Raw genomic sequence first — 24,317 nt, 5'->3', positions numbered from 1 at the left:
GCGGGAGGCGAGACATCTTTGGGGGGGGGCGGTTCTGGGGTGGGGCACCTTTGGCAGGTGGTTTGTTGGCGGGCGGTTTGGGGTCACCTTTGGGGGGGAACCTTTGGCGGGTGGTTTGGGGGCACTTTTGGCGGGTGGTTGCCGCTTCTGGGGGATGGTTTGGGGCCATGTTCGCGGGAACGTTTGGCAAAAGGCGCCAAACGTTCCCGCGGCCAAGGCGGCGCGCAGCGTTTTTTCGCAAAGGAGCGAAAAAACGCTTTTTTTGAAGAGCGTGCTAAAACATAAAATCTAAAGACAAGGGCCAAAGATCAAAAGACCAAAAGAGTCAGGACACAGGCAAAACCTTGGAGACTCTGTCTCCAAACCTCTGCCGGGGACCTTCGGCCCACCGTCCCCCGCAACGGTGGGAGCTTTCACGCTCCCGCTCCCGCCCCCTCTACGCCGAACCCAACGTGATCAACAAATCCTTGGTCTCCACCTGATCCCCGGTCGAAACATGAATCTCGGCCACCACCCCATCCTTGGTGGCACATACCGCAGTCTCCATCTTCATCGCCTCCAGGGAGAGCAGCAGATCGCCGCGCGCCACCTTCTGACCCCGCGCCACCGCGATCGCGCCCACGGCACCCGGAATCGGCGCGCCTACCTGGGCCGGATCGCCATCCCGCGCCTTGGGCGCGGCACGCTTGCCGCTACCCTGGGCTCGATTGTGGATCAGGATCGAACGGGGTTGACCGTTTACCTCGAAGAACACCTTCACCATCCCATCCCGGTCCGGCTCCGAGGCGGTGACGAAGTGGACGATCAATGCCTTGCCCGGCTCGGGCTCCACGGTGATCTCCTGGCCCGGCTCCATGCCGTAGAAAAAGACCGTCGAAGGCAGGCGACTCACATCGCCATAGGTCTGACAGTGACGCATGAACTCGCTGTAAACCTGGGGATACATCAGATACGAGGCCAACTGGGCATCGCTCACCATGCCGCCGGTCAGGTGCGACACCACGGTGCGCTGCTCGTCGAGGTTGGTATCCGGGAGCACGGCGCCGGGTCGTTCGGTCAAGGGGGTCTGGTTTTTCAGTACCTTGCGTTGCAGCGCCTGGGGAAAGCCCCCCGGCGGCTGGCCGAGATCGCCCCGGAAATACTGCACCACCGACTCCGGAAAGGAGATCTCCTTGTGCGGATCGAGCACATCCTGGCGGCTGAGCTGACTGGTCACCATCATCAAGGCCATGTCGCCCACCACCTTGGAGCTGGGAGTCACCTTGGGGATGTCGCCGAACATCTCGTTGACCTGGGAATAGGCGCGCGCCACCTGATCCCAGTGGGAGTCGATGCCCAGGGAACGGGCCTGCTGACGCAGATTGGTGAACTGACCGCCCGGCATCTCGTGCAGATAGACCTCCGAGGCCCCGACATATTGACGGGTTTCGAAGGCCGCGTAGTGACGCCGCACCTGCTCCCAATAGGTCGAGATCGCGCGGATGGCGTCGATGTCGAGTTCGGTGTCGTGGGGGGTGTTGCGCAACGCCTCGACGATCGAGCCGAGACTGGGCTGAGAGGTGGCCCCGCTCATGGCGTCCATGGCCGCGTCCACCGCATCCACGCCGGCCTCGATGGCCGCCAGGACGCTGGCCGCGGAGATGCCGCTGGTGTCGTGGGTGTGGAAGTGGATCGGCAGGCCGATCTCCTGTTTCAGAGCCTTGACCAGCACCCGCGCCGCGTTGGGCTTGAGCAGTCCGGCCATGTCCTTGATGCCCAGGATGTGCGCGCCGGCGGCTTCCAGCTCCTTGGCCATCTCCACGTAGTATTTCAGGGAGTACTTGGCCCGTTTGGGATCGTTGATGTCGCCGGTGTAGCAGATGGCCGCCTCGCAGAGCTTCTCCTCGGCGCACACCGCGTCCATGGCCACGCGCATGTTCTCCACCCAGTTGAGGGAGTCGAACACCCGGAATACGTCCACCCCGCGTCCGGCGGCCTGCTTGATGAAAAACTTGACCACGTTGTCCGGATAGTTGGTGTAGCCGACGCCGTTGGCCGAGCGCAGCAGCATCTGCAAGAGCAGATTGGGCATCAACTCGCGCAGATGCATCAGCCGTTCCCAGGGACACTCCTTCAGGAAGCGCATGGTCACGTCGAAGGTGGCGCCGCCCCAGCACTCCATGGAGAACAGGTTGGGCAGGAGTCGCTGATAGGCCGGTGCGATCACCTTGAGGTCGAAGGTGCGCAGCCGCGTGGCCAGCAGCGACTGATGGGCATCGCGCATCGTGGTGTCGGTGATCAGGGTGCGTTTCTGAGCCAACATCCACTCGGCGAATTTTTTGGGTCCGAGGTCATCCAACAGATCGCGGGTGCCGAGCGGGAGCTCCTCTTTTTCGTTGAACTTCGGCACGTTCGGTTTGGCATAGCTCTCCGGTTTCGGCAACCCCTTGGTTTCGCGATTGCCGTTGACCACCACGTCGGCGATGTATTGCAGCAGATGGGCGTGGGAGTCGTGCCGCTCCGGGGTCTTGAACAGGGAGGGGTTCTGATCGATGAAGGTGGTGGTGTAGTCGCCGAAACGGAACTTGTCGTGACGCACCACGCGGCTTAAAAAGCCGAGATTGGTCTTCACGCCGACGATGCGGAACTCCTGCAAGGCACGGTCCATGCGATGGATGGCCGCGTCCGAGGTGGCCGCCCAGGCGGTGATCTTGACCAGCAGCGAATCATAGAACGGCGTGATGCGCGCGCCGCTGTAGGCGGTGCCCGCGTCGAGACGCACGCCGAAGCCGGCGGCGCTGCGATAGTCGGAGATGCGTCCGTAGTCCGGGGTGAAGTTGTTTTCCGGATCCTCGGTGGTGACCCGGCATTGCATGGCGTGGCCGTGCAGGGCGATGTTCTCCTGGAGCGGCAGGCAGCGGGAGCCGAGGGGATGGCCTTGGGCCACCAGGATCTGCGCCTGCACCAGATCGATGCCGGTCACCTCCTCGGTGACGGTGTGTTCCACCTGGATGCGCGGGTTGACCTCGATGAAGTAGAAGGCGCCGGAATCCACATCCTGCAAGAACTCCACGGTGCCGGCATTGCGATAGCCCACCGCCTTGGCCAGGCGCAGGGCGTTGTCGCACAACTCGGCGCGCTGGGCGTCGGAGAGGTAGAGCGCCGGAGCCCGTTCGACCACCTTCTGGTTGCGACGCTGCACGGTGCAGTCGCGCTCATAAAGATGCACGAGATTGCCGTGTTGGTCGCCGAGGATCTGCACCTCGACGTGCCGGGCGCGTCGGACCAGTTTTTCCAGGTAGACCGAGCCGTTGCCGAAAGCGGTGGCCGCCTCGCGGGAGGCGGTGCGCACCTGTTCGAGGAGCTGCTCCGGCCCTTCGATCACCCGCATGCCGCGTCCGCCGCCGCCCCAGATCGCCTTGAGCATCACCGGATAGCCGATTTGATTGGCCATGGCGTGGATCTGGTCCGGATCCTCGGGCAGGGTGGTGGTGGCGGGCATGACCGGCACGCCGGCCTCCACCGCGATGCGGCGCGCCTGCACCTTGTCGCCGAGCAGACGCATGGCTTCCGGGGTCGGGCCGACGAAGGCGATGCCGGAGTCGCGACAGGCGGCGGCGAAATCGGGATTCTCGGAGAGGAACCCGTATCCCGGATGGATGGCATCGACATGCACCTCGCGGGCAATGCGCAGGATATCCTGAATATCGAGATAGGCGGCGATGGGGCGCTTGCCCGCGCCGACCAGATAGCTCTCGTCGGCCTTGTAGCGGTGCAGGGAGTAGCTGTCCTCCAGGGCGTGGATGGCCACGGTGGCGATGCCCATCTCGGAGGCGGCCCGGATGATGCGGATGGCGATTTCGCCGCGATTGGCCACCAACAGGCGTTTGAAGGGTCTGGCTTCGGTCATGGCATCGTTCCTTGCTGACTTGTCATGTAGGGCGGAACCCCTAGCCCCCATCCGTTGGAGCTTCACTGGGTGGAGGATCCACGGTAATGGTCAAATTTTTGCCATTTATGAGGGTAAACGCAAATGCGGGCCACGCCAAGTGGTGCCAACCGGCCATAAGATGATTTTTTCACCTGCGCGGGTTTTGTTTTTCGTCGATCTTGGTTACCATGCAAGGATTGGTTCTTCTTTCCCGTTTATTGGCCAGCATGGAAGTTGACTCGAACATGGATCCGACCCTTTTGACCGCTCTTTCGCCGCTGGATGGACGCTACGCCCGTCAGGTGGCCCCGTTGCGTCCGATCTTTTCCGAATTCGGCCTCATCCACCGTCGCGTGCGGGTGGAGCTGGGCTGGCTTCTGGCCCTCTCCCGCGAGCCGGCCATCCCCGAGGTGCCCCCGTTCACAGCCGAGGTCGAGGCGCGGCTGCATGCCCTCGCTCAGGATTTTTCCGAGGTGGATGGCCATCGCGTCAAGGAGATCGAGCGCACCACCAACCACGATGTCAAGGCCGTCGAATATTTTCTCAAGGAACGGCTCGGCGATCTCCTGCCGGAGTCGGTGCTGGAGTTCATCCATTTCGCCTGCACCTCCGAGGATATCAACAACCTCTCCCACGGCCTGGCGATGAGGGAGGCCAGGGAACAGGTTCTCCTGCCCGCCATGGAGCGGGTGGTGGCCCAGATCGCCGATCTGGCCGCGCGCCATCGCGAACAGCCCATGCTCGCCCGTACCCACGGCCAACCCGCCTCGCCGACCACGCTTGGCAAGGAGATGGCCAACGTCGCCCATCGTCTGCGGATTCAACGCGACGGTCTGCAACGGGTCGGGATTCCCGGCAAGATCAATGGCGCGGTGGGCAACTTCAACGCCCATGTGGTCGCCTATCCCGAGGTGGATTGGCCGGCGCTGGCCGAACGGTTCGTCACCTCCCTCGGCCTGACCTACCAACCCCTCACCACCCAGATCGAACCCCACGACGGTATGGCGGAGTTCTTCCACGCGGTCATGCGCTTCAACACCGTGCTGCTCGACTTCGACCGGGATCTGTGGAGCTATATTTCGCTCGGTTATTTCCGTCAGAAGACCCGCGCCGGCGAGGTGGGCTCCTCGACCATGCCCCACAAGGTCAATCCCATCGATTTCGAGAACTCCGAGGGCAATCTCGGCCTGGCCAACGCCGTGCTCGACCATCTGGCGGTGAAACTCCCGGTGTCGCGCCTGCAACGGGATCTCACCGACTCCACGGTGCTGCGCAACGTCGGCGTGGGGTTGGGGTATGCGGTGTTGGGGTATGATTCGGCCTTGAAGGGGATCGGCAAGCTCGAGGCCGATCCGGTCCGTCTGGCCGCCGACCTGGAAAACGCCTGGGAGGTGCTGGCCGAGCCGATCCAGACCGTCATGCGCCGGCATGGCCTGGAGAAACCCTACGAACGGTTGAAGGAGCTGACCCGCGGTCGAGGCATCACCCGCGAGGGAATCCGCGACTTCATCGAGGGGTTGGAGATTCCGACCGAGGCCAAGGCGCGGCTTCTGGAACTGACCCCGGCGGGTTACATCGGCCTGGCGACGCGGTTGAGCCGGATCGGGGAGGGGACGTGATCCTCGCGCCCCCCCTGATCGGACATCCCCACGGGGGGCCGCCGGAGAAGGGTGTATCGTCGCTGGCGGATCGATAACTTGCCGAAATCAAAAGATCCAGAACGAAAATACGCTGCGCGGCAACTTGACCGCGAGGACGTTTTCTTTCATCATCTGCCCCTTGAGAATTCGTCCCGGATGCGCGCATGGGGGATCGCTCATCGTTCGAGTGGATGAAGCCCCGTTTGGTTCCACGATCGTTAAATTTATATCAGGAGGCGTTCAATGCAGATCGGCATTCCCAGAGAGATCTATCCAGGGGAACGACGGGTAGCAGCCAGCCCGGATTCCGTCAAGCAGTTCATCAAGTTGGGCTTCACCGTGGCGGTCGAGAAGGGGGCCGGTGCCGAGGCCAATTTCTCGGACGAGGTGTATCAGGAGGCGGGGGCCACGATCGCGGCGGATGCCAAATCCCTCTATGACAATGCGGATATCGTCCTCAAGGTGCGCGCCCCGATGGCCATTCCGGGTGGCAAGGCCCATGAGGTCGATTCCCTGCGCGCCGGCCAGACCCTGATCAGCTTCATCTGGCCCGCTCAAAACAAAGAACTCATGGACCGCATGGCCGCCCTCAAGGTCACCGTGCTGGCCATGGATTCGGTGCCGCGCATCTCCCGCGCCCAGAAGCTCGACGCCCTAAGCTCCATGGCCAACATCGCCGGCTATCGCGCCGTGATCGAGGCTGCCCATCACTTCGGACGCTTCTTCACCGGTCAGATCACCGCTGCCGGCAAGGTTCCGCCGGCCAAGGTGTTCGTCATCGGCGCCGGCGTGGCCGGTCTGGCGGCCATCGGCGCCGCCTCGGGCCTGGGCGCCATCGTGCGCGCCTTCGACACCCGTCCGGAAGTGGGTGATCAGGTCAAGAGCATGGGTGGCGAGTTCGTCACCGTCGATTACGAGGAAGAGGGTGGCGGCGTCGGCGGTTATGCCAAGGTGATGAGCGAGGGGTATCAGAAGGCCCAGGCCGAAATGACCGCCCAGCAGGCCGCCGAGGTGGACATCATCATCACCACCGCGTTGATTCCGGGTCGTCCCGCGCCCAAGCTGATCACCGCCGACATGGTGAAAAGCATGAAACCCGGCAGCGTGATCGTCGATCTGGCCGCCGAAATGGGTGGCAACTGCGAATTGACCGAGCCGGGCAAGGTGGCGGTCAAGCACGATGTCACCATCATCGGCTTCACCGATCTGCCCAGCCGTCTGTCGCGTCAGTCCAGCCAGCTCTACGCCACCAACCTGGTGCGTCTGATGGAAGAGCTGTGCCGTACCAAGGATGGCGTGATCAACGTCAACATGGAAGACGAAGTGATTCGTGGCGCCACGGTCATCAAGGAGGGCGAGATCACCTGGCCCCCGCCGCCGCCCAAGCTCTCCGCCGCTCCGCAGCAGGCCAAGCCCGCCGCCCCGCCGCCGCCGCCCAAGCACGGCCATGGCCCCGGCGAGCCGGCCAGCAACAAAAGCGTGCTCACCACCGGCATCAGCCTGGCGTTGATCTTCCTTCTGGTGGGCGTCGGCGCGCCGACGGCCTTCCTGGGACACTTCACCGTCTTCATCCTGGCCTGCTTCATCGGCTACATGGTCATCTGGAACGTCACCCCGGCCCTGCACACCCCGCTCATGAGCGTCACCAACGCCATCAGCAGCATCATCGTGATCGGCGCCCTGATCCAAATCTCCACGCCCGGAAAGATGATCACCATCCTGGCGGCCCTGGCCATCGTTTTGACCGCCGTGAACATGATGGGTGGCTTCTGGGTCACTCAGCGCATGTTGCGCATGTTTCAGAAATAAGGAGGCGTGACCCATGAACCAAGGTTTGTTGACCGTTTCTTACATCGGCGCCACCATCCTCTTCATCCTGAGCCTGGGTGGCCTGAGCAATCCCGAAACCGCCCGGCGCGGCAATCTGTTCGGCGTCATCGGCATGACCATCGCCGTGCTCGCCACCCTGATGGGTCCGAAGCTGGCCGGTGCCGGCAACCTGGCCCTGATCATCGTCGCCATGGCCGTCGGTGGCGGGATCGGCATCTTCGCCGCCATCCGTGTCAAGATGACCGAAATGCCGGAGCTGGTCGCCCTCATGCACAGCCTGGTCGGTCTGGCCGCCATGCTGGTCGGCTTCGCCAACTACATCGATCCCACCTCCACCCTCACAGGCGCCGAGAAGACCATCCATGAGATGGAGATCTATATCGGCATCCTGATCGGTGCCGTGACCTTCTCCGGCTCCATCGTCGCCTTTGGCAAGCTCTCCGGCAAGATCGGCGGCAAGCCCTTGACCCTGCCGGGTCGCCACCAGTTCAACTTCGGCCTGCTGATCGTCACCGTGCTGCTGGGCAAGGTGTTCCTGAACGCCCATGGCATCTCGGCGGGCATGACGCCTCTGTTGGCCATGACTGCCATCGCGCTGGTGTTCGGCGTCCACATGGTGATGGCCATCGGTGGCGCGGACATGCCGGTGGTGGTGTCGATGCTGAACAGCTATTCCGGATGGGCCGCCGCGGCCACCGGCTTCATGCTCTCCAATGACCTGTTGATCGTGGTGGGTGCTCTGGTGGGTTCGTCGGGTGCCATCCTGAGCTACATCATGTGTCGCGCCATGAACCGCAAGTTCCTGGCGGTGATCGGCGGTGGTTTCGGCTCGGATGGCGGTACCCCGACTTCCGCCGCCGGTGCCGCGCCGGCGGGCGAGGTGGTGGCCGTGTCGGCCCTGGAGACCGCCGAGCTGCTGCGCGAGGCCAAGAGCGTGGTGATCGTGCCGGGTTACGGCATGGCCGTCGCCCAGGCCCAGCACACGGTGTTCGAGATCACCCAGCTGTTGCGTTCCAAGGGCAAGAACGTCCGCTTCGCCATCCACCCGGTGGCCGGGCGCATGCCGGGTCACATGAACGTGCTGCTGGCCGAAGCCAAGGTGCCGTATGACATCGTGCTGGAGATGGACGAGATCAACGAGGACTTCCCCTCGACCGATGTCACCATGGTGATCGGCGCCAACGACATCGTGAACCCGTCCGCGCTCGAAGATCCCAACAGCCCCATCGCCGGCATGCCGGTGCTGGAGGTGTGGAAATCGACCACCTCGATCGTCATGAAGCGCTCCATGGCCTCCGGTTACGCGGGCGTGGACAATCCGCTGTTCTACAAGGAGAACAATCGGATGCTCTTCGGCGACGCCAAGAAGATGCTGGACGAAGTGCTCAACAATCTCCGTAGTTGATGTTTCTCGACGGTTTTTTTCAGCGGTTTTCTCCAGCAGTCTGAAGCAGGCCGTTGGTGGAAAACCGGGTCTGCACCATCCCCGGATCAGCCTGTGTTTTGCAGGTGGATCCGGGGATTTTTTTGTATTCAACAGTGGATTCTTCCAAGGGGTTCCTGAAAATTTCTCAGGCATGCTCAATGGCCGTAGTCGCTATCTTCCGTGCAAGCGTAGCCCATCCCGCACATTGAGCCCCATCCAGAAAAGATTCACGGCTCCGGCCACCAGTTCCACGCCCTGTATACTGTTGAAAAAAATGTCGAAAAGACCGGCTTCGGCCCTCCCGGCGAGAAACAGCGCGGACGGGACCAGGATCAACAGCCCGTTCAAGGCGATGTGCGGCATGCGGCGACTCTTGGTCGCGATGAGCGGGTGGACACTGGCCTTGCCGAGCACGAAACCGCTCCCACCGGTGACCATCAGCAGAGGTATCAAGCTCCAGAGACCGGTGACGATCATCTGTTTTACCCATACCACCCGCTCGATTGACAAAAAAAGCTCGGCAATCAGCGTGGCCGACAGGAACAGGCCGATGGTCAACAGGGCCAGCAGTCCGGCCAGGGCATGGATGCGGGTTATCATGCGATCTCTCCTTCGTCGTGGGATGGGTGGAGTTCCCGAATGCGCTCCAGCACGCGCAAGGCCGTGGTCAAGGCATCCGGTTCAAAATGGGCGCGCAGTTGGTCGGCATGGCTCAGCCATTCCGCGTCGATGCGCCGATAGATCGCCTGTCCGGTCTCCGAGAGTCGATACAACGGGGAGCGTTTGTGATAGGGGTTGGGAAGTCGCGTCATCAGCCCCTCCTCCACGAGCAGGTTGAGCTGCTTGAGCGCCCCCTGGCGGCTGACACCCATGAGGATTGCGATTTGTGGTGCGGTCAGGGGTAAGGGCGAGCCGGCCAGGGCGCCCAACATCTGCCATCGGGCGCTGGTCAACGCGAAAGGGTGGGCGAACTGATCCCCCCAGCGCAGCAACTGGCCGTTGGCGCGAAAGATCGCCAGGATGGTCGCGGTGAACGGGTCGTGGGTGTCCAGTGTGTCGAGGGTATCGAGGGGGGGCTGGCTCATGGTCGTCATTTTGGTAACTGGTTGTCAATTTGGTCCCAGTTTACACAATGACAACTTATTGTCAATATTTTTCGGCAGTTTTGCACCCGTGACCGTATGGGCGCTGGGAAAGAATCAAATCACATCCGCACCCGTTCCAGCTCCTGCTGAATGCGGCTCTGCATGGCGGCATCCGGGGTTGGGGAGGAGGGGGGCGATTGAGAGGCGTCGTTCGTTTGGGATTGCGCCTGACCGCGCCAGCGGCGCATCGCCAGCCACAGGGCATATCCGCCCAGTCCCAGCCCCAGAAACGGCGCGCTCCACAACAGAGCGTTCATCCCCTGGCCGGTGGGCTCCAGGTAGATGTAATCCCCGTAACGCTGATGAAAATACGCCCGGATCGTCGGTTCCTTCTCGCCCGATGCCACCTTGTCGCGGATGATTTTCAACATGTCCTTGGCCAGGTCGGAGTTGGATTCGTACACCGACTGGTTCTGACACACCGCGCAGCGCAGATCCTTGGCGATCTGTCGCACCATCGCCTCGGTGGGATCCTCGTTGCGGACTTCGGCGTGGGTGGTTCCAATGGCCAGCGTCAAGAGGAGCGAGGGCAAAAACCGGCGAGGAAAAAAAATCATTTGGCGTTTCCTTGCATCAGTGGCAGGGCGCGCTGCTCGAACCATCCCGGGAACAACGGGCCGGTGTGCTTCATGCGGATCGTACCGTTCGGATCCACCAGATAGGATTCCGGGGCCCCATATACCCCCCAGTCGATGGCAATTTTCTGTTCTGGATCCTGGGCATGGGCATAGCCGGGATTGCCGTGCCGTTTCAGGAAGGCCCGTGCCGCCTCCGGCGTGTCGCGAAAATCCACGCCGATCATCACGAAATCGGGCCGCCCCTTGACCTTGGCCGCCAGCTCCATCAGATAGGGGTGTTCGGCCACGCAACTGATGCACCACGAACCCCAGAAGTTGACCAGCACCCATTTGCCGCGATGCGCGGAGAGGGAGATGGTCTGGTTTCCCTCCAATGCCGGGGCGGAAAAGTCGTTGGCCGGTCGGTTGACCAGCGGCGAGGGGATGTCGCGCGGATCGTTTTTCAATCCCAGGGCGAACAGCAGCAGAATCGCCATCACCGCCCCGAGCAGAACCAGTTTCCAGATGCCGTTCATCGGATTCCTTGATATCGCCACCATCTTGAGAAGCATCCTTTTTCCGCCAGGTCGGGCTCAGTCTTCACGAGCTGCGTTTCCGTTTTCTGGAAACGCAGCTCGTATTTTGCACTATGGCCTTGCGAGCAACGACGCATCCCAACATGGGTGCGGTTTAAAGTCAAAACCAAAACCCTGGGAGAGGAATCTCCCAGACGCTCTCTTTTCTTTTAACGGTCAAACCACACCTTCCAAACTGGGTGCGGTTCAAGTCTCGGAGCCGTCCGCGATCCGGAACGGGCGTCGCCCTTGCAACATGGCCCAGAATACCCCAATCACCATCAGGGTGGATCCAACCCAAACCCAGGAGATCAACGGGTTGCGATAGATCCGGAACGCCCATACCCCCTCTTTCACCCCATCCCCGAGCACTACGTACAGATCCTCGCGCCAGGTGCTGTGAATCGCTGCCTCGGTGGTGGGTTGGGAGTGCTCGTTGTAAACCCGTTTTTGCGGGGTGAGACGGATCGGTTCCGCACCGGGACGCTCGGCGCGGAATACCGCCTCATCCGCTTTCCAGTTGCGCTTGGCGGTCTTGTCCATGGACTCCAGGGTGAGGTTCCAGGAACCGATCTTCATCGAATCCCCGACCGCCATGAACAGGTCGCGCTCCTCCTGGAACAATCCCGATCCCACGAAACCGGCCACCATCACCAGCGTCCCGAGATGGACGAACAACCCGCCGTAACGGCGCTTGTTGCGTCCGAGCAGACGCCAGAGAGCCGCGATCGCGGAGAGTCCCTCGCGGCGCATGCGCAGTCGGGTGTTGTGGATCACCTCCTTGAAATGGGTGGCGCCCACGAACAGAATCAGACCGAAGGCGATGGCTCCCGAGGGGTGGCCGATGCCGAGCATGGGGGCGCAGGCTGCGCCGACGATGCCGAGGGTCAACCAGGGCAGGAACTCCTGGCGCAAACGTGTCCACGAGGCCCTCTGCCAGGGGATGATCGGTCCCACGCCCATCAAGAGCAGCATGGCGAGCATGATCGGGATGAACACCTTGTTGTAATAGGGGGCGCCCACCGATACCTTGGCGGTGGACAGGGTTTCGACCGCCAGGGGGTAGAGGGTGCCCAGCAGCACGGTGCAGGCTCCGGCCACCAGGAACAGGTTGTTGACCAGGAACGAGAACTCCCGCGACAATCCGCTATCGAGTTTCGGGGTCTCCTTCAACCGATCGGAGCGGGAGGTGAGCAGCCCGAACGAGAAGAGCAGGAGTGCCGCCATGAAAATGAGGATATAGACGCCACGGCCCGGATCGGTGGCAAAGGCATGCACCGACGAGAGCACCCCGGAGCGGACCAGGAAAGTGCCGAGCAGGGAGAGGGCGAAGGTGGTGATGATCAGAAAGAGGTTCCAGGTGCGGAACATGCCGCGCCGTTCCTGGACCATCACCGAGTGCAGGAAGGCCAGACCGGTGAGCCAGGGCATGAACGAGGCGTTTTCCACCGGATCCCAGGCCCAGTAGCCGCCCCAGCCCAGTTCGTAATAGGCCCAGTAGGCGCCGAAGACGATGCCGATGGTGAGCATGGCCCAGGAGAAGAGGGACCAGCGGCGGGTGGCCAAGACCCATTCGGCATCCCCCTGGGCGGTGATCAGGGCGGCCATGGCAAAGGCGTAGGGCACCGAGAAACCCACATAGCCCAGATAGAGGAACGGCGGGTGGAAGACCATGCCCGGGTCCTGGAGGAGCGGGTTGAGATCCCGTCCGTCGAAGGGGGGATTCAGCAACCGTTCGAAGGGCGAGGAGAGGAACACCACCAGCAGCAGAAATCCGAGCAGCAACCCGCCGAGGATGGAGAGCACCCACGGCATGGAGATCGGATGGGTGGTCCAGTGGCGCCAGGCGGCGATGGCGACGAACAGCGACAGCAGCCAGGCCCAGAGCAGCAGCGATCCCTCGTGACCGCCCCACATGGCGGTGGCCAGATAGAAGACCGGGAGTTTCAGGGAGGCGTGTTCGGCGACGTATTTGACCGAGAAGTCGTGGTTGAGGAAGGAGAGGATCAACCCTGCCGAGGCCAGTGTCAGCAGCCCGCAGGCAAAGAAGGCGGCTTGGCGACCGACCCGGATCCAGACCACCCGTCCCCAGCGGATGCCGACCAGGGGTGCGACCAGCAGCACGCCGGCCAGGAGCAGGGCGAGCAGGGTGGAAAAATGGGCGATTTCGATCCACATGAGGCGGATTGACCTGTGTGAGAGTGTGTAAGATTTTGTTTTTGAATAATTCCAGCCGGATCCGTTACTTGAGCGACTTGAGCAGCGACTCTTTGGATTTGGCGATCCCCTGTTCGTTCATCTCCACCGGGACGTAATCCTCGCTGTGTTTGGCGAGGATGGTATCTGCCGGGAAATCCTGACCGTTTTTCCAGGTTCCTTCCACGACCACCCCTTGTCCTTCGCGAAACAGATCCGGCACGATCCCCTCGTAGCGGACCGGGATTTGTCCCTTGCCGTCGGTGACCAGGAAGCGGATCTTGAGCGTGCCGGCCTCACGGGTCAGGGTGCCGGCCTGCACCATGCCGCCGATGCGGATTTTTTTGCCATTCAGCTCCGATTGTTTGGCCAGGGCCTCGGTGGGGGTATGGAAATAGACCAGCGCGCCGGTGAACGAGGAGAGCACCAGCGCCCCGAGGGATCCGATGACCAGAATCACGCTCAGGATCATGAAAACCCGGCGATTGATGGGCATGCTCATGGGGACTCCTGGGAGAGGGAAGCGAGTTGCCGTTCCAGTTTTTTGTAGGAGGCGCGCCAGAGCAGGGTATAGCCACCGTAGACCAGAAGGGCCAACCCATACACGGCGGCCACATAGGGGGTATAATCAGTCATCGTGATGCATCCTCGCGGCTTCAAGGGCGTCGAGATGGCGGCGGGCCTCGATCTGGCGCGCCTTGACGGTCAGCATGTACAGACCCATCAGGATAAACGCCACCGACAGGATCAGCAATGGCGGCAGCAGGGGTCCGGCGATGTGGATGGCGGCGTTTTCGCCGGCGGCCAGGGAGGGGGGTTGGTGGAGGGTGCGCCACCAGACCACCGAATAGTGGATGATCGGCAGATCCACGGCCCCGACGATGGCCAGAACCGCAGTGGCCCGCGCCCCCTTGACCGGATCGTCCAGGGAGTGGCGCAGCACCATCAGCCCCTTGTAGAGGATCAGCAGCACCAGCATCGAGGTCAGGCGCGCATCCCAGGCCCACCAGGTCCCCCACATCGGTTTGCCCCAGATCGATCCCGAGGCCAGGGTGATGACGGTGAAGGCGGCGCCAACCGAGGCGGCGGCCTCGGCGAGGATGTCGGCCCCTTCGTATCGTTTCCACAGGTAGAGGATCGAGGCGATGGTGAGAAAGATGTAGCTCAACAGGGCCAGCTTGGCCGAGGGTACGTGGATGTAGAGAATGCGCACCGCGCCGCCCTGTTGGAAATCCGCCGGGGCCTGATAGACGTACCACAGGCCGACGGCGAGGGAAATCAGGGTCGCCAGTCCAACGAGGGGTTGGATTTTCTTGAGAATATTCATCGCACTTGAACTGATTACTCCTCCACCAGCCAACCGAAGGCCCAGGGGGTCATGGCCAGATAGACCCCATCGAAAATCACCAGCAGTTTCAGCCAGGGCGCCACCTGGCCATCCACGGTCAGAATGGCCGCCACCGCCTGCACGCCGCTGATCAGCAGTGGCGCGGTCAGGGGTAGCAAAAGCAGCGCCAGCAGCGTCTCCCGCGAGCGTGCGCCACGGGTCATGGCGGCCAGCAAGGTGCCCAGACCCGTCAATCCGAGGGTGCCCAGGGCCAGGATTCCCAGGATCGCCGGGATGTGTTGCCAGGCATCCACGTTGAAGAGGATCATGGTCAGGGGGAGTATCAGGAATTCCACCAGCAGGGTCAACAAAAGATTGCCGAGCCACTTGCCGAAAAAGATCACCCCACGCGGCACCGCAGCCAGCAGCAGCCCTTCGAAGGCGCCATCTTCCTCCTCGGCCTGGAACACCCGCCCGAGTCCCACCAGGGTGGTGAACAGCGACGTGGCCCAGAGCAGGCCGGGCAGCAGACGCAGGGCCTCCTGGCGATCCGGCTCGAAGGCGGCCTGGAACACCACCAGCACCGAGATGGCGAAAAAGAGCATGGAAGAGAGGGTCGCGCGACGGCGCAGATCTCCGGCCACATCTTTCCAGGCGATGCGGTAGATGGCCTTGATCATTCAGGCCACCTCCGGACGCGGGGTGTCGAGGGGGGTGAGCACACCCCGCGCCAGGTGGTGCGGACGATGCCGCAGCACCGCGACCCGCTCCGGGTCGTGGCTGGCCATGATCACCGCGCCGCCCTGGTTCAGGTAGTCGGCGAGGATGGCGTTGAGCCAGTTCACCCCCTGGGTGTCGAGGGCGGAATAGGGTTCGTCGAGCAGCAGCAGTCGCGGATCGGCCAGGAGCATGCGCGCCAGGGCCAGCCGTTTGCGCATGCCGGCGGAGAACCACTGCACCGGTTTGTCGGCGGCCTTGGCCAGTCCCACGGTGTCGAGCGCCTGGCGCAGGTGGGATTCCGAAACCGACAGACCACGCAGATCACTGAAAAAAAGCAGATTCTCCACCGAGGTCAGATGGCCGTACAGGTGGGTGTGATGGCCGACGAACAAAAGCCGCTCCCGTGCCTCCTGGCCGTGGTGACGCACATCCAGGCCGTTCAGGTGGTAGGATCCCTCGCGGATGGCGTGTCGGGTGGAGAGCAGCGAGAGCAGGGTGGATTTTCCCGAACCGTTGGCTCCGTACAGAACCACGCATTCGCCACGTCTGACCTCAAGTTCGATGCCCGCGAGCACCAGATGGCGGCCATAGCGATGGCGCACTCCGGTCAAGCGGGCAACAGGCTCGGTGGTCGCGTCCGTGACGGATGGGTTCATCCAGGTTCTTCTTCAAATGAGGTTGGTTGGGAGATCGGATCGGGTCGCCATGGCCGGCGCGGGTGCGCGGGCGTGGCGGTCCAGGGTGTAGACTTTAGCGGTTTGGCGGCGGATGTAAAAGAGAATTTCGCTTGCAAGGGGGAAAATGGACGGCGGGTCGCGCTATCGCAACTCATGGGGTGGATCGATGGGAGGCGGGCAGGCGGGGTCAGGGAGCGGGATGGTCCGCTCCCTGACCCGACGCACCCCCTGGTGCGGAGGGGATCACTGACCGGGATTCAGAACCACGGCCTTCACGCCGCCGATTTTGGCCTGGGCCATGTTGGCCGCCTGTTGGGCGCGCTGCTGGGTCTGGAACGGGCCCAGGCGCACCCGGTAGACGGTTTTGGCGCCGGCCTTGGGATTGGTGATGAAGGTGGGCATGCGTCTGCCCTCGAACATCAGGCTCGAGAGCTTGGCCACCAGGGCTTCGGCGTGCTCGGTGTCGTTGAAGGAGGCCACCTGCACCGTGAAGCCGTTTCCGGGCGCGGTGGCGTTTTTTTGCGGCTTGGCGTTCTCCTCTTCCACGTCGCTCTCCTCGGCTTGATCCCGAGGGGTCGGCCTGGCTTGCGCGGCGGCGTTCTTGGCATCGCCGGGCGTTTGGGTCGCTCCGCGGGCCGGCGGCGGGGGCGGCGCGGGTCGCGCGCCCGGCGTGGCCGCCATCTGCGGCATGGGAGGCGCCACATGACCGTCGGTGGGCGACGGAGCCTTGGCGGTGCTCAAACCCACATCCTTGGGCAGAGGCTTGGACTCCAGCCGCGCCGACTCCAGGGCCGAGGCCTCCTTGGAACCCCAGGGATCGCGCGGCTTGGAACCCTCCTTGGCGTTTGGATCCGGCGCGGTGAGATCCTGGGCGTCGATCTCGATGCGGGGCTCGGGTTTGGCGTCCCCCTTGCCGGCCTCGGTGTTGAAGACCGGCGCCGGCGCCACCTGGGTGAGCCAGGTCGATTTGTTGGCATCGCTGGCGCGATCCCCGACCTTCACCTTGGGTGGCGGCTGGGTCTCTTTCTCGGTGATCAGGTCACCGGGCGAGCGCACCATGTTGAAGATCACCACCAGCAGGATCAAGACGAGAATGATGCCGCCGGTCACCAGAAACAGAAACTGCTCACGATTGGGTGATGCTTTCATAAGAGCCTTTTGTCGATGTTTGGATGGGCCAAGCTCGAAAATTTTTCAGCGCCGCGCACACCGGAGGCCGGAAATCGGGCGCGTCCCGGATGTCATGTCGGGGCCATTCCCCGCCTCGCCAGCCGCGCCACATGCCGTGCGTTGGGCCCTGGGGTGGGGATCTTGGATTTAAATTGCAAGAAACGCGCCGTTGAGTTCGGGCCGTGTGCCGGCCTGTTTGGCGTCGTGGGGGAAAGGGGGATGAGTCAAAACTTTGGCAACTCCGTGGATCGTCCATTCAAGTGAAAGGGTGTTCCGCGTCCGCGCAAGAACCCCTCCCACCCTGTCACGGGCGCCTGCTCGCGAACCCGCCACGTTTGAGGCGGGCTACGACTCCAGAACCTCTTGCACCCGGTCGATCAGATCCGACGACAGACCGGTGATGGTCGGGTCGTTCTCGAAGTGGTTGCGGGTGATGAACTGAAACACCGCGTTGGTCTGTCCGGTCTTGGCCGCCAGGGCGGTGCAGACCACCAGCAGGGTCACGCCGCGGGAGATGTGTTCGTATTTGCTGCTGGCCGGATCCCCGAACAGCACCCGCGCCACCGGTCGGATGAACTTTTCGTGGTGACGGATCATCTCTCCGGCCACGGCGATCGAGGGGATGTCCACCAGCAGACAGGCCTCGGTGAGTATCGCGATGCTCGGTGACTTGAAGATCAGCCGTGTGTCGTAGTGATCGGCGATCTTGCGGTCGTAGGCGTTGATCAACCGGTTGTCGAGCACGAACCGCTCCATCTCCGCTTCGCCGATGCGGGTGCTCGGCACCGCTCGTTCCAACAAAGCGGGCTTGCCGGCCACGGGTGGCTTGCCCGCCGGCTGGGGATCCTCCTCGAGGGGGGGCGGTGGGTCGAAAGGGAGTTCCGGAAGGGGCGGCAGGGGATCGCCCGGTACGATCTCCGGCGCGCGGGCCTGTTTCGGGGGCTTCCAGGCGTGCGGCTTGATCTGGTTGAGTTCCAGATCCGCCAGCTCGAACAGGGCGGTCACCCGGGCATATTCGCGCTGCCTGGTCGGCGGACAGTGCTCGCGGGTCTGGAATCCCAGATGTTTGTTGATCTCCAGCCAGGCGTGCTGCAACACCGAGCGAATCTGCAACTCCACCAGAAAACCCCGAAAACGTCGGTATTCGATCAATTCCAGCCGGTTGTCGAGCAATCCCACCTGCAAATTGGTCGAGGTGTAGCCGAAGCGGTTCGGATCCACGGTGTGCGACCTGGGATGCTCGGGCGAGGTGAAGACGTTGAATTCGCGACGGATGATCTCCGAGATGACCTGCACCTCCTCCTCGAAATAGGTGATGATGCGGATTCCGGCGATGTCGGGCACGTCGCTCAAGGTGGCGTAGGGGCTCTTGGGATGGTTGAGTTTTTCGACCAGACTCTCCTTCTCCTTGATGCGACCGACGATCGAATGGATCTTCGGGCCATCGGGCACGATGAACTCCTTGATCAGCGTCAGGGTGCGCTCCAGGAAATCCTGGTAGTTTTTCTTCTGCTGATCGTATTGAATGAGGATCTTGTCGATCATCACCGTGTCGAGTGGCTTCATCGGGCAGCTCCAGGGCGTGGATTCCTCGTGGGGTACCTGGGCATTCTATCAGTCCAAACCCAGGGTTTTCAACTTGCGATGCAACGCCGAACGCTCCATGCCGATCACCTCGGCGGTGCGCGAGATGTTGCCGTTGTGACGCGCAAGCTGGGCTTTCAGGAAGATTCTTTCGAAGGCGATGCGGGCATCGCGCAGATTTTCGTTCTCCAGCAGCGTGTCCCAGGGGGTGGAGGTGGGGGTGGCGCCGGGTTTGAGATGGATGAACTCGGGCAGATCCTCCGGATCGATCACCGTGCCCGGTGCCATGATCAGCATGCGCTCCACCAGATTTTTCAGCTCGCGCACGTTGCCGGGCCAGTGGTAGTTTTTCAGGCAGTTGAACGCTGCGGGGGAGAAGGTGCGATGCTGGGGCAGGGTGACCTGATGGGTCTTGATGAAGAACTCCACCAAAGGCTTGATGTCCTCGAGGCGCTCCTTGAGGGGCGGAACCGCGATGGGGATGACGTTGAGCCGGTAGTAGAGATCGAGCCGGAAACGCCCCTGGTCGATCTCGTCTTGCAGATCCTTGTTGGTGGCCGCGATCACCCGCACATCCACCTGGATGGGGCGGCGTCCGCCGACCCGCTCGAAGCGTCGCTCCTGGAGGGCGCGCAGGATCTTGGCCTGGGTCTTCAACGACATGTCGCCGACCGAATCGAGAAACAGGGTGCCCCGATTGCTCTGTTCGAAGCGACCGGCCTGAATGATCTTCTGACCGTTTGGGGCGCTGCTCTCCTGGCCGAACAGCTCCACCTCGATGGACTCTTCCGGAATGGCCGCCGAGTTGACCGCGATGAACGGTCCCGCCGCGCGGTTGGAGAGGGCGTGCAGACGACGGGCGGCCACTTCCTTGCCGGTGCCGTTGTCGCCGGTGATCAACACCCACCCCTCGGTGGGGGCGACGCGCAACAGCTTCTCCTCGAGGGCGCGCATGGCCGGTGAGTCGCCGATCATCGGCGGAACGGTCTCCATCTGCGCCTTGAGGGCGCGATTCTCCCGCGCCAGGTCACGGGCGCGGATCGCCCGATCCAGCAACAACAACACCCGGTCCAGAGAAAGCGGCTTCTCCAGAAAGTCGTAGGCCCCCTCTTTGGTGGCCGAGACCGCGGTTTCGATGGTGCCGTGGCCGGACATCATGATCACCGGGATCTCCCCTTCGCCGGCGCGACCTTTTTCGCGCGCCTTGATGCGTCGCAGGGTTTCGATGCCGTCGATGCCGGTCATCCAGATATCCAGCAGGATCGCCGCCACCTCCTGTTGCTCCAGGATTGCCAGGGACTCCTCTCCGGAGGCGGCCTCGAGCACCGGATACTCTTCGTCCTCCAGGATGCCGCGCAGGCTGGTGCGGATCGGTTCCTCGTCGTCGATGATCAGGATGGTGCGGTTCATGGGGGTCAGGCCTGTTCGCGGGAGGGGACCACGGCGCCGGCGGAGGGCGCGGAGATGGCCTGGGTCAGCGGCAGATGGATCTCCACCAGCGCGCCGTCCCATTGGGATTGACGGATGCGGATGGTGCCGCCGTGATCTTCGATGATCTTTTTGACGATGGCCATGCCCAATCCGACTCCCGTGGCCTTGGTGGTGAAATAGGGTTCGAAGACGCGATCCCGATCCTTGGGCGGGATGCCGGAGCCGGAATCGGCGATCTGGATCCGCACCCCTTCGCCATTTTCCGTAACCTCGGTGCAAATGGCAAGATGGCGCGCTTCGTTTCGTTCGCGAATCGCCGCCATGGCGTTGGAGATCACGTTGGTGAAGACCTGTTTGAGCTGTCCCCGGTCGTGGGGGAAGAGGGAGAGGTCGGGCGCGAACTCGGTGGTGACCGAGAACTTTTCCAACTCGGCGCGATGCAGTTGCAACACCTCTCCGATGCCGGCATGCAGATCGTTCAGGGCCAGCTCCGGGCGCGGCAGCCGCGCGAAGGTGGAGAACTCGTTGACCAGCACCCGCAACTCCTCCACCTGGCTGATGATGGCGTTGGTCCCCTCGTCGAGCACCTGCCAATCCGGACACGATTCGGATTGATGTTTCATGTACTTGCGTCGCAACCGCTGTGCCCAGAGCTGGATCGGGGTGAGGGGATTCTTGATCTCGTGGGCGATGCGCCGCGCCACTTCGCTCCAGGCGTGGGAGCGTTGCGCCAGCAGGATGTCGGAGATGTCGTCGAAGGTGGCGATGAACCCCTGGCCCTCGCCGGAGCCATCCACCAGCGGGGTGATGCGTACCGTCAGGGTGTGGATGCGATCCGCGCCCTGGATCTGCATCTGGAACTGCATGGCCGATTCGGCGAGCGGGGGTTCCGCACCGTTGCTGGCGGCGCGGCGCGCGTCGCGACGCGCCAGGGGGGCCAGCATCGCATCCGGCAGCACCGCGCGATGGTGCTGGCCGATCACCCCCTGGCTGTCCAGACCCAGCAACACGCCGGCGGCTGGGTTCATGAGGGTGATCTCGCCGCCACGGTTGACGCTGATCACGCCGGCGGAGATGTGCTGCACGATCGCGGCCATGAACCGTCGCCGCTCCTCGAGCAGGGCGTTGGTGGCCTGAAGCTCTTCGTGGTTCTCTTGCAGCTTGCGGGTCATGGCGTTGAAGGCGGCCATGAGGGTGGCCAACTCGTCGTCGCCGGTCACCGAGAGGGTCACGGAGAGGTCGCCGATGGCCACCTTGCGGGCCCCGACGATCAGTTCGGCGATCGGATCGGTGAGGTCGTCGGCGATGCGGAATCCCGACCAGATCGCGGCCAGAAGCAACAGCAGGGCGATCAGGGCCAGGGTGACCGTGTGGTTGGCCTTGAGCAGCCCGTGGGAGGCGCGCAGATTCTTGTAATCGACGTAGACCGCCTCGATGTTTTCCAACTGGCCGAGGATCTGCCGGTCGATCCAGTGGCCGGTGGCGAGCACATAGTTGTCATCGAGGGCCACGAAGGCGCGCACCCGGTCGCCGGCGTCGCTGGTGACCACCAGGGCGCGCGATTCGCCCTCCACCAGGGCATCGAGATCGGGCAGGGGGTCGAACGGCAATCCCCCCGCCTTGGCGATGCTGGTGCCGTCCGGGCGCAGGATGATCACCTCGTCCAGGCCGCGGGCGTTGCGTTCCACCTCCAGAATGGCCGCGACCGCCTCGTTGTCCTCCAGGGCGAGGGCCGAGGCCACCGCTCGGTTGCGCACGATCCCTTCGGCATCGTGCCGGACGTTGCGCTGGCTCTCCCGGTAATAGGCGCGCGACACGCCGAGCGCGGTGTCCATGGCGCGGGCGATGCGGTCGGAAAACCACGAGTCCACCCCGCGGTTGAGAAAGTTGACCGACAGGATGGCGATGATCAGGGTGGGCAGCAGCGACAGGGCCACGAACATCATCGCCATGCGGGTGCGCAGCATCGAGCCGGTGCGGCGCTGGCGCCGGTCGAGCCAGAGCCGGAACACATGGCGCAGCACCAGGAAGCCCAGTGCCAGGGCCAGGAACAGGTTGACGTAGAGCAGGATCAGAAAGGCCACGCCGTAATCGCCACTGGTCACCGCCGCCGCGCCGCGCAACCCCTGGGCGGTCAGGAAGGTGATGATCGCCACCACCAGGGGCACCAGGAGCAGGTAGATGTGCCGAATGGGAAAGGTGAACCGTTTCATGGCAGTTCCGACTCGTGGAAGAAGTCCATGGGTTGATGCCAGGTGAGCCAGCGGTCGAGAAAGCGGAACAGGCGCGACATCCCCTCGTGGGTGATGGAAATGCGGGTTTGCAGCATGTAGTCGGTATCCGGCAGGGGTTTGAAACGCGGGTGGAGCAGCAGGAAGCGCGGATTGCCGATGAATTGCAGGGCTTCGCTTTCGTCGGTGGTGTAGTGGACCAGCCGTTGTTGGTTTTCTTGAAGCTGGTAGCGCTCGGTGATCAGGCGCATGCGGACATGGCGCAGGATCTGTTTATCCAAAACATGGGCATTCGGCAGCCACGGGTGCTTGCGGATAAGGCGGAAGCGGTAGGTGGCGAGCAGGGGTTCGCCTTGTTGGAGGTTTTCGCCGAGGCGTTCGAGGAGCGCGGGGTCGAGGGTGACCCGTGCCAGGAGTTTTTCGCCCTGAAAAAAGGCTTCGGCCTGTTGGATGACCGGCGTGGAGGTGTCGGAGTGTGGTTTTTCGCAGCCAGCGATCATCAGCGTCCAAAAGAGGACGCTTAAGATCGCCGGGCGGATGGAGGGCGGCAAGGGGCCCGAGAACGGGTTACATGGAGAAGGCGACGGCGGGTTGGAGCACGCGCGGCACCGCATTGGAAACGAGTTCCTGGAGAGGGGGGGCATGTTCAGCGGACTCCACCAACTCCCACGCATCGGTGCGCGCCAGGAGTTTGCGCAGCAGGAGGTTGTTCATGGCGTGACCGGAGCGGACCCCCTTGAAATGGCCCAGGATTGGACGACCCAACAGGTAGAGGTCGCCGATGGCATCGATGATCTTGTGGCGCACGAACTCTTTTTCGTAGCGCAGGCCCCCTTCGTTGAGGATGCGGAAGTCACCGATGACGATGGCGTTGTCCAGGGAACCGCCGCGTGCCAGACCATTGGCGCGCAGGGTTTCGAGATCCTTGAGGAAACCGAAGGTGCGGGCGCGGCTGATATCCTTGATGAAGGTGGTTTCGGTGATGTCGATCTCCACGCCCTGCTCTTCGAGGAGGGGGTGATCGAAATCGATGTGGAAGCTGAGGCGGAAGTGATCGCAGGGATGGAACGAGGCCCGTTTGTTCTCGTGGGTGACGGAGATGGATTTCTTGATGCGCAGCCATTTTTTTGGCAGGCGCTGTTCGACGATGCCGGCGCACTGGATCAAGAAGACGAACGGGGCGGCGCTGCCGTCCATGATCGGGACTTCCGGGCTGTCGAGATCGACATAGGCGTTATCGACGCCCAGGCCAGCGAAGGCGGCGAGGAGGTGTTCGACCGTGGAGACGCGCACGCCATCGGCATTGGCGATGGTGGAGCAGAGTCGGGTATCGACGACGTTCTCGACGCGGGCCGGGATCAGGGCGTTGCCCTGGTCGATGCGCTGAAAGACGATGCCGGTGTTTTCCGGTGCGGGTCGCAGCGACAGGTAGACCTTGTTGCCGCCATGCAGTCCGATCCCGGTGCAACGGATGGTATTCTTGAGGGTGCGTTGAAAAAGCATGTCTTTAGGTTCCGTTTCAATTTGATTCCGTTGTTGGGACCCATCTCTTTCACGGGCATCCGTGGGACGCTGCGATCGGGCGGCAAACTGGCATGATGGGGGGGAGAATCCCCTCACCCCCCGTACCGTGGGCATCCCTGCGGGAGTTTCACGGTAACGGCTGTCAAAATTTTGCTGCCTGTCTTGTCGTGCGTCTCCCATAGTGTCAGACTATGGCTAATTAAAGCAACTCTAATGCCAACACGCCAACGGAAACTAAACATCCATGAATCAAAAATTCCACTATAGCCGAATATTTTTCCAGGGAGAAGGAAAAAATCTGACAAGGGAGAAGGGGGATTGGTTGGGCTCATGATGGGAAATTCAGGTCAGCGAGATCGATTGGTTGACTTTTT

Annotated in this window: 20 protein-coding genes; 3 read left to right on the top strand and 17 right to left on the bottom strand. The window is 62.6% G+C overall.

Going from position 1 to position 24,317, the window contains the following annotated elements; all coding sequences use genetic code 11:
• Nucleotides 1–436 precede the first annotated feature (436 nt).
• A complete protein-coding gene (locus ACV4UY_RS00760) occupies nt 437–3,889 on the bottom strand; it encodes a pyruvate carboxylase (protein ID WP_491605762.1) in 3,453 nt (1,150 codons plus the stop codon).
• Nucleotides 3,890–4,155: 266 nt separating this feature from the next.
• Between ACV4UY_RS00760 and purB the strand changes: the two genes are divergently transcribed.
• From purB to pntB, 3 genes are all read left to right on the top strand, one after another.
• Nucleotides 4,156–5,529, top strand: a complete 1,374-nt coding sequence (gene purB, locus ACV4UY_RS00755) for an adenylosuccinate lyase (protein WP_491605761.1) — start codon at nt 4,156–4,158, stop codon at nt 5,527–5,529.
• Between the two features lie 264 nt (nt 5,530–5,793).
• A complete protein-coding gene (locus tag ACV4UY_RS00750; RefSeq protein ID WP_491605760.1) occupies nt 5,794–7,359 on the top strand; it encodes a Re/Si-specific NAD(P)(+) transhydrogenase subunit alpha in 1,566 nt (521 codons plus the stop codon).
• Between the two features lie 13 nt (nt 7,360–7,372).
• Nucleotides 7,373–8,785 carry a Re/Si-specific NAD(P)(+) transhydrogenase subunit beta gene (pntB, locus tag ACV4UY_RS00745; RefSeq protein WP_491605759.1) on the top strand — a complete coding sequence of 471 codons (1,413 nt, stop codon included), beginning with the start codon at nt 7,373–7,375 and terminating at the stop codon, nt 8,783–8,785.
• A 192-nt stretch (nt 8,786–8,977) separates the two neighbouring features.
• Here pntB and ACV4UY_RS00740 read toward each other — a convergent pair whose 3' ends face one another.
• The 16 genes from ACV4UY_RS00740 to lpxC form a co-directional block, all read right to left on the bottom strand.
• Nucleotides 8,978–9,406: a hypothetical protein gene (locus tag ACV4UY_RS00740; protein WP_491605758.1), complete on the bottom strand. Its 429-nt coding sequence runs from the start codon at nt 9,404–9,406 to the stop codon at nt 8,978–8,980.
• Nucleotides 9,403–9,891 (bottom strand): MarR family winged helix-turn-helix transcriptional regulator, encoded by a 489-nt coding sequence (locus ACV4UY_RS00735; RefSeq protein WP_491605757.1) that lies wholly within the window; start codon nt 9,889–9,891, stop codon nt 9,403–9,405. Before ACV4UY_RS00735 ends, ACV4UY_RS00740 begins: the two co-directional genes overlap by 4 nt.
• Before the next feature lie 119 nt (nt 9,892–10,010).
• On the bottom strand, nt 10,011–10,508 hold the full coding sequence (locus ACV4UY_RS00730) for a cytochrome c-type biogenesis protein (protein WP_491605756.1): 498 nt from the start codon (nt 10,506–10,508) through the stop codon (nt 10,011–10,013).
• Nucleotides 10,505–11,044 carry a DsbE family thiol:disulfide interchange protein gene (locus tag ACV4UY_RS00725; RefSeq protein ID WP_491605755.1) on the bottom strand — a complete coding sequence of 180 codons (540 nt, stop codon included), beginning with the start codon at nt 11,042–11,044 and terminating at the stop codon, nt 10,505–10,507. The genes ACV4UY_RS00730 and ACV4UY_RS00725 overlap by 4 nt, the downstream gene beginning before the upstream one ends.
• A gap of 246 nt (nt 11,045–11,290) precedes the next feature.
• Nucleotides 11,291–13,261, bottom strand: a complete 1,971-nt coding sequence (locus tag ACV4UY_RS00720; protein WP_491605754.1) for a heme lyase CcmF/NrfE family subunit — start codon at nt 13,259–13,261, stop codon at nt 11,291–11,293.
• A 64-nt stretch (nt 13,262–13,325) separates the two neighbouring features.
• Nucleotides 13,326–13,775: a cytochrome c maturation protein CcmE gene (gene ccmE, locus ACV4UY_RS00715; RefSeq protein ID WP_491605753.1), complete on the bottom strand. Its 450-nt coding sequence runs from the start codon at nt 13,773–13,775 to the stop codon at nt 13,326–13,328.
• A 2-nt stretch (nt 13,776–13,777) separates the two neighbouring features.
• Nucleotides 13,778–13,915 (bottom strand): hypothetical protein, encoded by a 138-nt coding sequence (locus ACV4UY_RS00710; RefSeq protein WP_491605752.1) that lies wholly within the window; start codon nt 13,913–13,915, stop codon nt 13,778–13,780.
• Nucleotides 13,908–14,606 (bottom strand): heme ABC transporter permease CcmC, encoded by a 699-nt coding sequence (gene ccmC, locus ACV4UY_RS00705; protein ID WP_491605751.1) that lies wholly within the window; start codon nt 14,604–14,606, stop codon nt 13,908–13,910. The genes ACV4UY_RS00710 and ccmC overlap by 8 nt, the downstream gene beginning before the upstream one ends.
• Before the next feature lie 14 nt (nt 14,607–14,620).
• Entirely contained in the window at nt 14,621–15,286 is a 666-nt protein-coding gene (locus ACV4UY_RS00700) for a heme exporter protein CcmB (RefSeq protein WP_491605750.1), read from the bottom strand.
• On the bottom strand, nt 15,287–15,982 hold the full coding sequence (ccmA, locus tag ACV4UY_RS00695; RefSeq protein ID WP_491605749.1) for a heme ABC exporter ATP-binding protein CcmA: 696 nt from the start codon (nt 15,980–15,982) through the stop codon (nt 15,287–15,289). It lies immediately after the preceding gene.
• A 264-nt stretch (nt 15,983–16,246) separates the two neighbouring features.
• Nucleotides 16,247–17,152, bottom strand: coding sequence for an SPOR domain-containing protein (locus ACV4UY_RS00690; protein ID WP_491605748.1), 906 nt, complete (start codon nt 17,150–17,152; stop codon nt 16,247–16,249).
• Between the two features lie 366 nt (nt 17,153–17,518).
• Nucleotides 17,519–18,739: a GTP pyrophosphokinase gene (locus ACV4UY_RS00685; protein WP_491605747.1), complete on the bottom strand. Its 1,221-nt coding sequence runs from the start codon at nt 18,737–18,739 to the stop codon at nt 17,519–17,521.
• A 48-nt stretch (nt 18,740–18,787) separates the two neighbouring features.
• Nucleotides 18,788–20,167, bottom strand: a complete 1,380-nt coding sequence (locus ACV4UY_RS00680; RefSeq protein WP_491605746.1) for a sigma-54-dependent transcriptional regulator — start codon at nt 20,165–20,167, stop codon at nt 18,788–18,790.
• Nucleotides 20,168–20,172: 5 nt separating this feature from the next.
• The gene (locus tag ACV4UY_RS00675; RefSeq protein WP_491605745.1) at nt 20,173–22,401 is read right to left on the bottom strand and encodes a sensor histidine kinase; all 2,229 of its coding nucleotides are present in this window, start codon (nt 22,399–22,401) and stop codon (nt 20,173–20,175) included.
• Nucleotides 22,398–22,919, bottom strand: coding sequence for a DUF4390 domain-containing protein (locus ACV4UY_RS00670; protein ID WP_491605744.1), 522 nt, complete (start codon nt 22,917–22,919; stop codon nt 22,398–22,400). The genes ACV4UY_RS00675 and ACV4UY_RS00670 overlap by 4 nt, the downstream gene beginning before the upstream one ends.
• Before the next feature lie 67 nt (nt 22,920–22,986).
• Entirely contained in the window at nt 22,987–23,922 is a 936-nt protein-coding gene (lpxC, locus tag ACV4UY_RS00665) for a UDP-3-O-acyl-N-acetylglucosamine deacetylase (protein ID WP_491605743.1), read from the bottom strand.
• Nucleotides 23,923–24,317: the final 395 nt, after the last annotated feature.

It is taken from the genome of Candidatus Magnetaquiglobus sp. (assembly GCF_058402785.1).
This window is presented reverse-complemented; position numbering and strand designations above follow the sequence as displayed.

Coding starts and splice junctions, on each gene's coding strand:
- pntB (WP_491605759.1), top strand. CDS start 7,373: ATGAACCAAGGTTTGTTGACCGTTTCTTACATCGGCGCCACCATCCTC.
- ccmC (WP_491605751.1), bottom strand. CDS start 14,606: ATGAATATTCTCAAGAAAATCCAACCCCTCGTTGGACTGGCGACCCTG.
- ACV4UY_RS00730 (WP_491605756.1), bottom strand. CDS start 10,508: ATGATTTTTTTTCCTCGCCGGTTTTTGCCCTCGCTCCTCTTGACGCTG.
- ACV4UY_RS00685 (WP_491605747.1), bottom strand. CDS start 18,739: ATGAAGCCACTCGACACGGTGATGATCGACAAGATCCTCATTCAATAC.
- ACV4UY_RS00680 (WP_491605746.1), bottom strand. CDS start 20,167: ATGAACCGCACCATCCTGATCATCGACGACGAGGAACCGATCCGCACC.
- ACV4UY_RS00735 (WP_491605757.1), bottom strand. CDS start 9,891: ATGAGCCAGCCCCCCCTCGATACCCTCGACACACTGGACACCCACGAC.
- ACV4UY_RS00670 (WP_491605744.1), bottom strand. CDS start 22,919: ATGATCGCTGGCTGCGAAAAACCACACTCCGACACCTCCACGCCGGTC.
- ACV4UY_RS00690 (WP_491605748.1), bottom strand. CDS start 17,152: ATGAAAGCATCACCCAATCGTGAGCAGTTTCTGTTTCTGGTGACCGGC.
- ACV4UY_RS00720 (WP_491605754.1), bottom strand. CDS start 13,261: ATGTGGATCGAAATCGCCCATTTTTCCACCCTGCTCGCCCTGCTCCTG.
- purB (WP_491605761.1), top strand. CDS start 4,156: ATGGATCCGACCCTTTTGACCGCTCTTTCGCCGCTGGATGGACGCTAC.
- ACV4UY_RS00710 (WP_491605752.1), bottom strand. CDS start 13,915: ATGACTGATTATACCCCCTATGTGGCCGCCGTGTATGGGTTGGCCCTT.
- ACV4UY_RS00725 (WP_491605755.1), bottom strand. CDS start 11,044: ATGAACGGCATCTGGAAACTGGTTCTGCTCGGGGCGGTGATGGCGATT.
- ACV4UY_RS00700 (WP_491605750.1), bottom strand. CDS start 15,286: ATGATCAAGGCCATCTACCGCATCGCCTGGAAAGATGTGGCCGGAGAT.
- ACV4UY_RS00760 (WP_491605762.1), bottom strand. CDS start 3,889: ATGACCGAAGCCAGACCCTTCAAACGCCTGTTGGTGGCCAATCGCGGC.
- ccmE (WP_491605753.1), bottom strand. CDS start 13,775: ATGCCCATCAATCGCCGGGTTTTCATGATCCTGAGCGTGATTCTGGTC.
- lpxC (WP_491605743.1), bottom strand. CDS start 23,922: ATGCTTTTTCAACGCACCCTCAAGAATACCATCCGTTGCACCGGGATC.
- ccmA (WP_491605749.1), bottom strand. CDS start 15,982: ATGAACCCATCCGTCACGGACGCGACCACCGAGCCTGTTGCCCGCTTG.
- ACV4UY_RS00750 (WP_491605760.1), top strand. CDS start 5,794: ATGCAGATCGGCATTCCCAGAGAGATCTATCCAGGGGAACGACGGGTA.
- ACV4UY_RS00675 (WP_491605745.1), bottom strand. CDS start 22,401: ATGAAACGGTTCACCTTTCCCATTCGGCACATCTACCTGCTCCTGGTG.
- ACV4UY_RS00740 (WP_491605758.1), bottom strand. CDS start 9,406: ATGATAACCCGCATCCATGCCCTGGCCGGACTGCTGGCCCTGTTGACC.